Consider the following 12969-nt stretch of genomic DNA (forward strand, 5'->3'; position numbering starts at 1 on the left):
AAATGATTATTATTATAAGTATTACTTTTAGTATTATTTCATAATGTTTAAATACATCCTTAAATATAGGAAATGTATCTATCAAAATCGGCGTTTAATCGGTGGTACGATATGAGATACATGAATTTGAAAAATATATTCTTTATAATGCTTGCAGCATTATTTTTGATTGGAACAGCATCTGCTGTAACTTCAGTAAATGCAGAGATAATCGAGGATGCGGAATGTGACCTTGATGTATGGACATACGGAAATCCAGCTGTAATAAGCACGTGGGCATCATATTTCAGCAGCAGTGTCGTTGGCGGTACATGGACCGATGCTGACGGAAGACTTGCCGTGATCGATGAGAACGGTTACATGCTCATTGACACATTATATCCTACAAACTGCTTCTGCATAGTGTTTGCAAGTGACAGTAATGACGGATATGCAAGAGTATACGTAGACGGAATGGTCATATGGGAAGGAGACACCTGGGATGATGTTGAACTTGGACAGAACATCAATGCACAGAAAATAAGGTCCCTGAAGATCAGCGGACTGGAAAGCACTACTCACACCATTAAGATAGAAAATGTGGATGTAACAACCCTGAATCAGAACATTCCTAAGAAGTGTACTACATATCCCCACAACGGACATGTAACTGTATACAAATATGGGTACGACTGTCCTGAAAATGAAATTCCTGAATTCCCGACAATTGCATTGCCTATTGCTGCAATACTCGGCCTTGCTTTCATATTCCGTAAAAAGGAAGAATAAATTATAAAATGAAGCCCATTGGGCTTCTTACTTTTCGATTTAATCCCACGTATTGGATAATTGAATCACTTTTATTCGTTAATTGAATAGGATTGAACTAGACCAGAGAAAAATAGTTTATTGTGCAGAATATTCCTGCACCATGATCTTTGAAGCCATCCCCATACCAAGTGCGTAATCACAACCATTTATGGACACAATAAGAGAACCATTGATGCCTCTTTTTACTTTGAGCAGTGTGTTCTCTATAAAGCCCATCGATCTGAGACGGTTAAGCAGGGAGCTACCTGCATTAATAGAAATAATTTTGCTATCCTTACCTTCCGGCATCATTGCAAGTGGTATGATCGGAGCCATTTTTTAACCTCTGTCTTTTTGTAGAAAGACGATATATGAGATAACAACTATAATTCATATTCCAGTAGGATATTAGGCACACCTAATATTACTTGACACTGCAATATAGTGTTTTATCCTATATATATGTTCCCGGGTTTGAATAAAAGTTGCTTTTTAAACAATTTTACTTGCTTTTCAACACAAGTGATTTAAATCTTAATCAGAATGCATAGAATAATGTCCTTTAATAAAAACAAAAGCAAAATACCGGAACTTGTGATGGGTATAAGGAACCTGGCTTCCCTAAAAGCATGCAAACAACATGCAGATGCAGCCTACTTCTCACTTGACAGACTTAGTCTCAGGTCCAGAGCACAAGAGATAACAATTGAAAAACTTGCCAGTTTTGTTGAAGAGATACATAATAAAGGCATGAAGGGATACTTGGCAGTCAATTCTGTGATATATCCCCATAACCTCCATGAACTGGATGAAGTACTTGAGTGCGCTGTTTGTGCAAATGTAGATGCGGTGATAGCCTGGGACCCTGCAACAATAGTAAAAGCTGCTGAAAAAGACCTGAAAATACACATATCAACCCAGGCAAATGTATCAAACCAGATGACGGCAGAGTTTTATAGGTCACTTGGAGCCAGCCGGGTGGTACTTGCACGCGAACTTAATATTGAACAGATTAAAAAGATAAAAGAAGATACAAAAATCGAAATCGAAGTATTTGTACATGGAGCAGTATGCCAGGCCATCTCCGGCAGATGTTACCTTTCAGCATATCTTCTTGGAAAATCAGGCAACTGCGGGGAATGCAGCCAGCCATGCCGTTGGGAGTGGTCGCTACATTCGGATAATGGAGCAGTTGTGGATATTGAAGGCAAGTACCTAATGAGTGCAAAAGACCTCTGTATGATAGAGTATATACCTGAACTTATAGAGGCAGGTGTTGATGCCTTTAAGGTTGAAGGAAGACTTAGAAATCCCGGATATACTTCCACAGTATCGGAATGTTATCGTCAGGCACTTGACCTTTTCAGGGATGAGATGTATGAGAAAAGTATAATTATTCCCCTGAAAGAAAAAATGGCACTTGAATATAACAGAGGTTTTTCAACCGGATTCTATTTTGGATATCCCGGACCTGACGACCTTGCATATGATTTTGATATGAATGCTTCACCAATAAAGCGCGAAGCTATAGGAGTGGTGACAAATTACTACCCAAAGATGTCTGCTGCAGCAGTCAAGCTGCTTGAAAATGGGCTGAATGTGGGAGATCACATTATAATTGAAGGCAACACCACCTATATAGAACAGAAAGTAACGTCCATATTTCATGAAGGTGAAAAAATCATTGGAATTGGAAAAGGAAACGAAATTGGTCTTGAAGTACAGGAAGTTGTCCGTAAGAACGACCGTGTATTCAGAATAAACAGAACCAAAACTGAATAGTACCGCTGTCAAAAACAACTGGAAATTATCAATTTCTCAATGCTATCTTTCTTGAATAAATTTCCTGCACGTTTATTGAGAAGGATATTAACTATATATATTACAAACAGATATATATTTCAGATAGACAAGATTCTTATGAAAAATGAAATATAGAGAAGGTTGGATGGAAAGGACCATCCTGAAAGCAAACCTCCGTATTTCAAAGAACAACGTCTGAGGATATGATTAAATCATGAATTACAACGGTTCTAAAAAGAAAGAGCTTATCAGTAAAGCTAAAAATTCAGTCATAAACCATAATGATGCTGAAGCAACAAATGCCGCAATGGAAACGATCATGGCAGGCATAGATCCCATCGACATAATCGAAGAAGGTTTCATAGAAGGTATGAAAACAGTAGGAGACAAGTTTGAAGAAGGAAAACTGTCACTTGTTGAGATACTCATAGCATCAAAAACCATGAACAAGGGTATTGCGATACTTAGGCCTGCTGCCATCAGCGCACACGAAAACACCTGTTTTTTCGGAAATCTTATGTTGACATTATAAGTTGAGTCAAGTATGCCCAGACATACACTCATACTTTCTGTTTTCTTTGAAATTATCAGTATTGCAGTAAGGGATATATCCGTGCAATAATATACTAGTTATTGATTATTTACCACCCCAGGAGAATACCATGGATAGATTCATGCAAGCTGCTATTGAAGAAGCTAAAAAGGGACTGGAAGAGGGAGGAATACCCATCGGATCAGTTCTTGTCAGGAATGAAAAGATAATCGCCAGAGGACACAATCGGAGAGTGCAACATGACGACCCTCTGGCACATGCAGAGATAGATTGCATCCGCAATGCAGGAAGGATTGGAAAATACAACGACACTATTATTTATTCAACACTTATGCCATGTTATCTTTGTGCAGGAGCGATTGTGCAGTTTGGCATAATGAAAGTCATTGCAGGAGAATCCGAGACTTTTGAAGGAGCTGGTGAATTTATGAGAGAACATGGTGTTGAAGTGATTGACCTTAATATCACAGAATGTAAGGAAATAATGAAAGAATTCATTCATGAAAAGCCAGATATCTGGTATGAGGATATTGGCAAATGAACCCTTATGCTTTTTTCACTGTTGCCCAGAACACACTGCCTTTTCCTGTAGAGTTGTCATAAACACCTATTTTTCCACCATGTAATTCGATTATCCTTTTAGCAATTGCAAGACCAAGCCCGGAACCTTTGACAGCTTTCTTCCTCTCGCCAAGACGCTTGAAACGATCAAATACTATTTGTTTATTCTTGTCAGGTATACCGTCACCTGAATCTGAAACCAGTACCTTCCATTCATCACCAAGGTCCTGTACATCTATTGCCACAACACTGTCAGAAGGGCCATATTTGATTGCATTGGAAATGAAATTGATGAATACCCCATCGATTAGAGGATTCAATATAGCAGGAAGAGACTTACCTACCTTCACATCTAATACTATGTTCTTTGCCATGAGCTGCGGTCCGAAATCCTCAGCAACATTGCGAATTACACCTGCAAGATCCATGGATTTGAATTCCAGTTCATCGATGTCCTCAAGCCTTGCAAACTTTGCAGCCGATTCTATCATATCTATAAGACGGGACACATTACTCTCTATTAACTGGAGCTTGTATTTTTTACTTCCATCAAGCTCTTCATGCAAAAGCATATCGGTGAATCCTTTTATAACACCTGCCGGATTTAAGAGATCGTGGCGAAGCATATCCGTAAAAAGGTCTTTCATCTCGTTTGAGTTTTTGAGTTGCGATGCATATAGGTTCAATCGGGATTCAACTTCCTTGCGCTGGGAGATATCCCTGACAACAGAGATAAGGCCCTTATCAAGAGCTGTAAGCGAGATTTCCTGGAAAAAACTACTACAGTCTTTCTTTTTTCCAAGCAATTCCCCCTTCCATTTGCCCTTTATACGGAACTCGGGCAATATCTCATTGACAAACATTTCAATCTCGGGATCATTATAGAGTACATCCCATTGTTTTCCAATGAGTTCATATGGACTTTCATATCCAAAAATGCGGGCATGCGCATCATTGACATAAGTATAGACACCCTGCTCATCCATCATAGCCATTCCATCTATAGATGCTTCCATAGCACGAGTCTGTTCTTTCAGTTTCTCTTCTGCTTTTTTTCTTTTTGTTATATCCTGACCCGAAAAAAGGATTCCTGTTACATGATTATGGTCATCTGTCAGGGATTTAGAGTACCAGGAAACAATTCGCTGTTCATTATTCTTTGTGACTATAGGACACTCGTAGTAACCTGTATTACATTCAATATTTTCCAACGAACTGAAAAAATGCATTTCCATTCCAGGCCTGGAAGCCTCATGAATGAAATTATGAAGCAGGTTTTTTCCCAGAACATCTTCTTCGTTATCATAACCCATTATCTCAAGACCCCTTTTATTTATGAGGGAGATGTTCTGCCGCGTGTCAAGAACCAACATCATTACTGCTGCCACGTCAAGGTAATTTTGTGCCTGATCACGTTCTTTAATAAGATTATCATGAAGGTCTTTGATACGAAGCAAAGACTTTACCCTCATTTTAAGCTCAAGCCTGTCAACAGGCTTTGTGAGAAAATCGTCCGCCTTTGCCTCTATACCTCTTAACCTATCATCCCTTCCAGATAAGGCAGTGACCAGAACAACCGGTATGAACCGGGTCTTATCCGAGCTCTTTATCTGCTCACAAACTTGATAACCGTTAATATCAGGCATCATTACATCAAGAAGTACAATGTCAGGAGAGTCACGCGAAATTATATCCAGTGCCTCATAACCATTATATGCAGGCAGGACTTCATAATCCAACTGTAAGTAAGCCTGAAGCAACTCGACGTTCATTGGCTCGTCGTCTACAACAAGAATCCGGGGCTTATTAGATAGAATCATAATCATTTTTTAAATTATTTGAAACAAACAATTTTCAATCAATCAGCAGAATTGACTGTAACCATTATTCGTTTTTAATATATAATAGTAACATGTCATCTATATGTAAACAAATATCAGATTATCTCAAGGACTTTTAGCGATTATATTATACTTAAGGATTCCTAAACATTGTGATCAAGGATTTTTATTTAAAACGATAGTGATCCAAGAGCATGCAGAATGGACAAGACACCTAAATCTATGAAAAATTGAGTAAAAAGAAAAAGAAAATAGAATATACTGGGATTATTTTCAGAGTATAATTGCCGGATTTCTTCCAGGAATACTATGCACATTATATACAGGATAACCAAACATCATTGCATGCTGGACAACGTGACCTTCCGGCAGGCCAAGTTCATTAATCAAAGGCTGACATGATGTTGCCGCAGTTTTCAGGAAGCCTGCCCAGCATGCCCCAGTCCGTATGCAGGAACAGCAAGCTTAAACCATGAAAGTGCAATGATACAGTCCGTGGGAGCCTTACTGTTCGCAGATTGAGCATGTGCTATTGCAAGATAGGAGCACCACGGCAAATTGGATCTGCACCTGAATCATAAGCATAAATAAGAGATGGGATTATCATTTTCATAGGATGGTACTGGCTGATTGTTTACACCAGATGGAACATAGCGGACAATATCCAGTATATGTTCAATTGTCTTTTTATCAACTATTTCATCTGTATAGTTACTTATGTAACGACGAGTACACATATAGGACACAACTGCCACATTTTATACAAAAACAATCCATCGAATCCGGCATGAAAGGCATGCCTTCCTCAACCCCATGAAGAATTAGATCAAGTGAACATATATATGTACAGATCCCGCAGCGAATACAAAATTGAGGGTTAAAAGAGATCGTTGCCATATGATGAAACACACCCCGTTTATTAGCCAGACTATAAACATTATTAAGTATATTGCCATTTACTCCAACTGAGTAAAAAATACTAAAATTTTTTAATGTGTCCCTCTCATGCAAAGGTATCAAAGAAAATATATCCTTTCAGCGGGTAAGAAGATAGAATATATTGTAATTCACTTTTTTGATACTGAGAAAAAATCATGGCAAGCCAGAAAGTAATGGTGAGGGATGTCATTAAGAAAGCTGATGTCCTTCTTGAAGTTGTTGATGCTCGTTTTCCTGATGAGACAAGGAACAGTGAAGTTGAGCAGGAGATTGTACGCCTGAAAAAACCCTTCATAATAGTGCTCAATAAGTGTGACCTTGTAACAAAAGCTAAACTGGAAAAAGCAAAATCCCGTATGGCAAAAATAGCTCCTTCTGTTTTTGTATCCTCAAAGGAGAAGTTTGGGACAACTATGCTTAGACACAAGATACTAGAAGTTGCAAATATAAGAGATCGGGATATACTTGTAGGCTCTATAGGTTATCCTAATACAGGTAAATCTTCGGTCATAAATGGAGTTACAGGCAAAAATAAAGCATCAACGTCTGCAATCTCAGGACATACTAGAGGGATACAAATAATTAATGCAGGTTCACGTATCGTTTTCCTTGATACACCAGGTGTTATCCCATTTGATGAACATGATGAGTATATCCAGGGACTTCTGGGAATTAAGGATTCAACACACCTGAAAGACCGTATTGGTGTCTCCCTGAGAATCATTGAGAAGCTGGTTGCTGAAAGTAAAGAGATACTTGAATCCTCTTACAATGTCAAGATAGGAGAGGAGAACTCATATGAAATACTTGAGATGATAGGACTCCAAAGCAAATTTCTGAAGAAAAAGGGCGAAATTGATGAAATGAGAGCCGCCATAAAAATAATTAATGATTGGCAAAAAGGATTGCTATTGGAAAAAACGGAGGAAATCGTAGAGTAATTATTTTTAAAAAGATCCTTTTTTTGAGGGTGGCATACATCACAAAGCTTCAATAATAAACTAGCCATAAATAGTTCAGAAGAGGTAATAGAATGATAGAATGGAAAAAAGATCTCGGACTGGAAGGAAGAATGATACTGACCATGTTCCTGCTGGCTGCAGTTTACCTTTTCTTTTTGGTATTCCTTGCATCTATGGGTGCTCCTCAAACATTCATGCTCCTGTTCATCGCATTATTCATGGGAGCACAATATTATTACTCGGACAGACTGGTCCTCTGGACTATGAATGCAAGAGTGATTTCCGATTCAGAGGAACCAAAACTCCATGAAACAATTACCAGACTTTGTGTTATCGCAGGTTTGCCAATACCCAAGATTGCAATTGTGAATACTTCAGTGCCCAATGCCTTTGCGACCGGAAGAAGTCCAAAGAATGCTGTTGTTGCAGTTACCTCCGGGCTTATGCATAAACTGAACCAGGGAGAACTGGAAGCAGTGCTTGCACATGAATTGAGCCATGTGAAAAATAGGGATATGGCAATATTGACAATAGCCAGTTTCATCTCAACCCTTGCATTCTACATTGTAAGATATAGTTTTTATTTTGGAGCGTTTGGAGGCAACCGCCGGAATTCAAATGGCGGTTTGATCGTAATCTGGATTGTATCAATATTAGTATGGATAATCAGTTTCCTCCTGATACGTGCTCTATCCAGATACAGAGAATTTGCAGCAGATAGGGGGTCTGCACTCATAACCGGAAATCCTGTGAATCTCATATCTGCGCTAAGAAAAATTAGCGGGACCATGGCGAATGTACCCACTGAAGATCTTCGTAAAGTTGAAGGCATGAATGCTTTTTTCATAATACCTGCAGTATCCGGTTCTATGATGAACCTGATCTCAACTCATCCATCAATGGAAAAAAGGATTGCTGCACTTGAAAAAATACAGAGGGAGATTGAATTCTGATGGGTTTTCGCGACATTATAAATTCAATGCTTGGAAGAAGCAGGATGCCTGAAGCGAAGACAGAAAGGCTTTTTGCGATATCCACGGCGGTAGTAACTATGGAAATGAACTTAAATCTTAAACCTTCGTCAGTAGCAGGGATATGTTTTAAGTCCATGGAAATGGCAAAATACAACACTGTAAAGGAAGAAATAGAGCAGCTATTAAAGTTCAGTACCAAAGAAACAGGAACTTATTTCAATATCGAAAAGGATGAATATAATTTCCTTTGGGTGGTACTGAAAGACAATGACTTCGAAGATCTTGTGACTAATATACATATGATTTCCCAGACACTTATAGAACAGGGATTCGGAAAGCATATATTATGCGCAGTTTACAGGTTTGAAAGCAATGGACCTGTCTATTGGATATATAATTTCAAACAGGGAAGTTACTATCCTTTTGCCCCTCAGGGAAAAAGCAACCGGAATAATTCAATGGAATTCAGATTGAAATCATTGATGGAAAAGGAACTGCCAATCGAAAAAGATGTGGGGAAATGGTATCCCCTTTGGAGTATGCCTTTTTGAAATACAAACCAATAATTAATATTTGATTTTAATCTTCAAATATCCCGACACCGGTAAAAACTTCTTTTGCTTCTTTGAAAGTAAGGTCACCGGGAGGAATCATAACATCGGATTCTACGATATCCGAATCATCAAGCTGTTTTCCATTGGATTTTACCTTCTCAATGAGCTTTGAGAGTTCTGTTTTGTATCCCTCTTCATTTCCCCGGGAAACAAGTTCCACGATATTGTTATCGATTACATTCAATTCATCGAAAAGAGCACTTGGCACTTTGTACTGGCCTTCTCCAACAATCCTTATAATCATTTACCTGCCTCCTTTTTGAGTTTCTCAAGTTCAAGATCGACACTTGATGCTGAATTTATTTTTGCAAGTTCCCGGTCAATATCATCACCACTGCTGGTAAAATCGTTAAGTGTACCTGAATCTATAAGTTCATCAAGTGCAGATGCACGAGCCTTCATTTGTTCGGTCTTATTCTCAGCCCTTTCTATTGCCAGACCCACATCTGCCATTTCTTCACTTATACCGGATACGGACTCATTTATCTTTACCTGAGCCTCGGCTGCAGAATACTGGGCTTTAATAGTTTCTTTCTTTGTCCTGAACACCTCTACTTTGGTCGACAAGCGTTTCTCAGCTGCTACAAGTTTCTCCTGTTCTTTTTCAAGATCAGCTATCTGCTGGTCAAGGCTCTGTATCTGGATAACAAGTCCACTTTTTCGTTCTAGTGCCAGACGTGCCAGATCTTCTCTGTTAGCCCGGATAGCTTCTTTTGCCTGACCATCAAGTTTCTCAATGTTCTGTGATAATTTTGATCGCTGTAGCTGAAGTCTCTTTTTTGATGTCGCAACCTCTGCTACGCCCCTTTTCACACCCTGTAGCATTTCCAGTTGCTTCTCATAAGAATAATCCAGTGTTTCTCGGGGGTCCTCCATACGATCCATTAATTTATTCATTTTGGATTTGACTACTGTTCCCATTCTATTAAATAAACCCATGTTATTCCTCCTGATGATTTAACATATTAAGAATATAAAGTCCAAACTGGCATAAATGCCTGTCCCAATCAAAATGATAAGAGGTCTATTTAAGGGTTAACTGATATTTGAAGATGAGTATACTGAGACTGTCGAAAAAGTCACCTAATCTGAAAATTAGTGCTATACGTACGGAGCTAAATAGTCATGAGTATCAATATAATCATTATCAATAACGAGTTTAAAAGAAATCAATAATTATATGTTTTAAGCTATTATTGTTATAATTACTCAGTAATTTCATACGAATCGACTTTTCCGACAGTCTCATACTAGATACACATAACCGTTTGAATAAGCATTAAAAGAAATAGATTCAAATAAGTAGAAGACAGTATCATATCTTTTTCACAATATGATTCCGATGGAGAAGCAAACAATGGTTACTATATATAATAATGAAGAAAATGTATTCAGAAGCCAGAGACTTGCTGTGTTTGCCGACGTACAGAACATGTTCTATTCTGCAAGGAACAATTATTCTGACAGCCGCCTTGATTATGAGAAATTGCTTGCCACTGTATTAAAAGGCAGGCAGCTTATCAGGGCGATTGCCTATCTGGTAGAAACAGAAGATATAGACCAATCAGGATTCAAGTACCATTTAAGGAACTTTGGATGGGAAGTAAGATCCAAGCAGCTCAAGATCCGGCCCGACGGATCTACAAAGGGTGATTGGGATATGGGCATAGCCATTGATGCAATAGCAATATCAGAAAAAGTAGATACTGTAGTGCTCGTCAGTGGCGATGGAGATTTCACTGCCCTTGTCAATCACCTGAAAGCCTGCGGAGTACGTGTTGAAGTACATTCTTTTGAAAGGAATACGGCAGCAGAACTTATCAGTTCAGCTACGGAGTATTACCCCATTGATGAGAGTATACTGCGCAGAAAATAGAAAGCAAATACTGTTTATTTGGTGCAAGCATAACCATTTTAGATAAAATATAAATTACTGGTATGTCAGGCAGATATAAGTTACAAGACCCTCTTTCGCTTATTCATCCGCGTTCATTGAAACACTTAAGTTACCACCTTCAAGAGCTTGTAAGAGGCAGACTTTGGCTTAAGATCTTTATAGGAATGATATTAGGGGTTGGAACCGGACTGCTACTTGGCCCATCTGCCGGTTTTTTGAGCAAGGAGATGTCATATACCATTGGAGAATGGCTGGCACTGCCCGGCTATCTCTTTCTTGCACTTCTCCAGATGATAGTCGTACCACTTGTTTTTGCATCTATTATCAGAGGAATCGCATCTGGCGAAGACATGGAACAACTCAAGAAGATAGGCCTGCGAACAGTAGCATATTTTCTTGTAACCACTGCACTTGCAATACTCATCGGACTTACTCTGGCACTGACAATAAATCCGGGAACTTATATCAGCAGTGAACTTGTCCAAAATACGATAATATCAGATACAACCCAGGTAGAAAGCAGCGGGATCACTACACCCGATGTTGCAGAACTTCCCGGAATGATAACTACCATACTTCCAACCAATCCTCTGGGGGCACTTGCAACAGGACAGATGCTCCAGGTAGTGCTCTTCTCAGCGATAATAGGCGTGGCACTTGTTTCGATTTCGCCTATGCAATCCAAACCTTTGCTGGAGCTATTGGGTTCTTTACAGGAAGTGAGCATGGCCGTTGTTCGCTGGACCATGTTATTAGCCCCTATTGCTGTTTTCGGGCTTATAAGCAAATTTACCATCAATCTGGGACTTGAGGCATTGATGGGAATGCTTGTCTATGTAGGCACGGTACTATTAGGTCTGTTGTTGATGTTAATAATCTATATGAGTATTATCCTGATAGTAACTGGAAAAAGCCCGATTGCTTTTATGAGGGCGATTAAAGATGTATTGTTGCTTGCATTTTCTACATCAAGTTCAGCTGCGGTTATGCCGCTTTCGATCAAAACAGCCGAAGAAAGTATAGGAGTCAGACCATCAATATCCCAATTTGTTATTCCCCTTGGTGCTACGATAAATATGAATGGCACAGCCCTTTACCAGAGTGTTGCGGCTGTATTTCTTGCACAGGCATTTGGAATTGAACTTGGTTTTGGCGAATTACTGCTTATAATGATAACTGTTGTAGGAGCTTCAATAGGTACTCCATCCACACCTGGAGTAGGCATTGTAATCCTTGCATTGATATTGAATAGTGTGGGCATACCAACCGCAGGTATTGCTCTTATTATAGGTGTTGACAGGATACTTGACATGAGCCGTACTGCAGTCAATGTAACCGGAGACCTTGTTACATGCGTTGTTATGGATAAGTGGGTAAGTGGCAAAAAAAGTTCCAGTGAAGAATTCATCGAAATGGCAAAACATGAAGCACAGAGAAGAGCACTTGATGAAGACGTCATAATCACTGCACATGAAGAATGAGATATTATGCCTTCAAACAATCGAATGCTGTATGATAATTATTCAACATAAGAAGAGACTGTTAGAAGAGATTAAAGTCCAAGCACAAAGAACAGAGCTAAGTAAAAAAACAATACTGAAAATGATTATCTAATAGATATGATGAGTGAGTTGGCAGCGATCCAGAGTTCCCGAAGACTCTCGTACTTCAGTACAGTAAGGAACGCTGGCAGGCTTATCTTCTGTGTTCGAGATGGGTACAGGAATCTCCCTGCCGCTATGGCCGCCAAACTCTTTCATAATGAATAGTAAAAGTTAAATCCAATGTATGATTTCAAACGAAGAGTATTGAAAATGATTATCTAATAGATATAATGAGTGAGTTGGCAGCGATCCAGAGTTCCCGAAGACTCTCGTACTTCAGTACAGTAAGGAACGCTGGCAGGCTTATCTTCTGTGTTCGGGATGGGTACAGGAATCTCCCTGCCGCTATGGCCGCCAAACTCTCTCACAATGAATGGTAAAATTTAAAGCCAAGGTCCGGATTCGAACCGGAATGGAATCGCTCTGCAGGCG

The 12969-nt window shown here is 39.2% G+C and carries 15 protein-coding genes and 2 rRNA genes; 9 read left to right on the forward strand and 8 right to left on the reverse strand.

Annotated features, from left to right (window positions below; all coding sequences use genetic code 11):
* Positions 1-111: 111 nt before the first annotated feature.
* Positions 112-768, forward strand: coding sequence for a PEF-CTERM sorting domain-containing protein (locus BB781_RS16105; protein WP_242492572.1), 657 nt, complete (start codon positions 112-114; stop codon positions 766-768).
* A gap of 117 nt (positions 769-885) precedes the next feature.
* On the opposite strand, the gene BB781_RS07335 is transcribed toward BB781_RS16105, so the two are convergent.
* Positions 886-1125: a FeoA family protein gene (locus BB781_RS07335; RefSeq protein ID WP_094227848.1), complete on the reverse strand. Its 240-nt coding sequence runs from the start codon at positions 1123-1125 to the stop codon at positions 886-888.
* A 219-nt stretch (positions 1126-1344) separates the two neighbouring features.
* On the opposite strand from BB781_RS07335, the gene BB781_RS07340 reads away from it, so the two are divergent.
* From BB781_RS07340 to BB781_RS07350, 3 genes are all read left to right on the forward strand, one after another.
* The gene (locus tag BB781_RS07340) at positions 1345-2571 is read left to right on the forward strand and encodes a peptidase U32 family protein (protein ID WP_094227849.1); all 1227 of its coding nucleotides are present in this window, start codon (positions 1345-1347) and stop codon (positions 2569-2571) included.
* Between the two features lie 235 nt (positions 2572-2806).
* On the forward strand, positions 2807-3124 hold the full coding sequence (locus BB781_RS07345) for a cobalamin B12-binding domain-containing protein (protein ID WP_094227850.1): 318 nt from the start codon (positions 2807-2809) through the stop codon (positions 3122-3124).
* 130 nt (positions 3125-3254) lie between these two features.
* Positions 3255-3686, forward strand: a complete 432-nt coding sequence (locus BB781_RS07350) for a nucleoside deaminase (RefSeq protein WP_094227851.1) — start codon at positions 3255-3257, stop codon at positions 3684-3686.
* A gap of 4 nt (positions 3687-3690) precedes the next feature.
* On the opposite strand, the gene BB781_RS07355 is transcribed toward BB781_RS07350, so the two are convergent.
* The 3 genes from BB781_RS07355 to BB781_RS16450 form a co-directional block, all read right to left on the reverse strand.
* Positions 3691-5526: a PAS domain S-box protein gene (locus tag BB781_RS07355; RefSeq protein WP_164997809.1), complete on the reverse strand. Its 1836-nt coding sequence runs from the start codon at positions 5524-5526 to the stop codon at positions 3691-3693.
* 437 nt (positions 5527-5963) lie between these two features.
* Entirely contained in the window at positions 5964-6104 is a 141-nt protein-coding gene (locus BB781_RS16110) for a hypothetical protein (protein ID WP_242492573.1), read from the reverse strand.
* A gap of 18 nt (positions 6105-6122) precedes the next feature.
* Positions 6123-6284, reverse strand: coding sequence for a nitroreductase family protein (locus tag BB781_RS16450; protein WP_394335329.1), 162 nt, complete (start codon positions 6282-6284; stop codon positions 6123-6125).
* A 357-nt stretch (positions 6285-6641) separates the two neighbouring features.
* Here BB781_RS16450 and BB781_RS07365 point away from each other — a divergent pair, with 357 nt between their 5' ends.
* The 3 genes from BB781_RS07365 (at position 6642) to pspAB (ending at position 8973) form a co-directional block, all read left to right on the forward strand.
* Complete coding sequence (locus tag BB781_RS07365; RefSeq protein ID WP_094227853.1) at positions 6642-7427, forward strand: GTPase; 786 nt, start codon at positions 6642-6644, stop codon at positions 7425-7427.
* A 92-nt stretch (positions 7428-7519) separates the two neighbouring features.
* Positions 7520-8401: a zinc metalloprotease HtpX gene (gene htpX / locus BB781_RS07370; RefSeq protein WP_094227854.1), complete on the forward strand. Its 882-nt coding sequence runs from the start codon at positions 7520-7522 to the stop codon at positions 8399-8401.
* On the forward strand, positions 8401-8973 hold the full coding sequence (gene pspAB, locus BB781_RS07375) for a PspA-associated protein PspAB (protein WP_094227855.1): 573 nt from the start codon (positions 8401-8403) through the stop codon (positions 8971-8973). Before htpX ends, pspAB begins: the two co-directional genes overlap by 1 nt.
* Positions 8974-9001: 28 nt before the next feature.
* Here the strand turns inward: pspAB and pspAA are convergent, their stop codons facing one another.
* Both pspAA and BB781_RS07385 read right to left on the reverse strand, forming a co-directional pair.
* Positions 9002-9280: a PspA-associated protein PspAA gene (gene pspAA / locus BB781_RS07380; RefSeq protein WP_094227856.1), complete on the reverse strand. Its 279-nt coding sequence runs from the start codon at positions 9278-9280 to the stop codon at positions 9002-9004.
* On the reverse strand, positions 9277-9975 hold the full coding sequence (locus tag BB781_RS07385; protein ID WP_094227857.1) for a PspA/IM30 family protein: 699 nt from the start codon (positions 9973-9975) through the stop codon (positions 9277-9279). The genes pspAA and BB781_RS07385 overlap by 4 nt, the downstream gene beginning before the upstream one ends.
* Positions 9976-10393: 418 nt before the next feature.
* Between BB781_RS07385 and BB781_RS07390 the strand changes: the two genes are divergently transcribed.
* Both BB781_RS07390 and BB781_RS07395 read left to right on the forward strand, forming a co-directional pair.
* Complete coding sequence (locus BB781_RS07390; protein WP_164997810.1) at positions 10394-10912, forward strand: LabA-like NYN domain-containing protein; 519 nt, start codon at positions 10394-10396, stop codon at positions 10910-10912.
* 185 nt (positions 10913-11097) lie between these two features.
* Entirely contained in the window at positions 11098-12414 is a 1317-nt protein-coding gene (locus BB781_RS07395) for a dicarboxylate/amino acid:cation symporter (protein ID WP_242492574.1), read from the forward strand.
* Positions 12415-12562: 148 nt separating this feature from the next.
* Here the strand turns inward: BB781_RS07395 and rrf (BB781_RS07400) are convergent.
* Positions 12563-12684 (reverse strand): 5S ribosomal RNA (gene rrf / locus BB781_RS07400).
* A gap of 90 nt (positions 12685-12774) precedes the next feature.
* A 5S ribosomal RNA gene (gene rrf / locus BB781_RS07405) occupies positions 12775-12896 on the reverse strand.
* Positions 12897-12969: the final 73 nt, after the last annotated feature.

The sequence above is a fragment of the Methanolobus psychrotolerans genome, assembly GCF_002243045.1.
GTDB lineage: Archaea > Halobacteriota > Methanosarcinia > Methanosarcinales > Methanosarcinaceae > Methanolobus > Methanolobus psychrotolerans.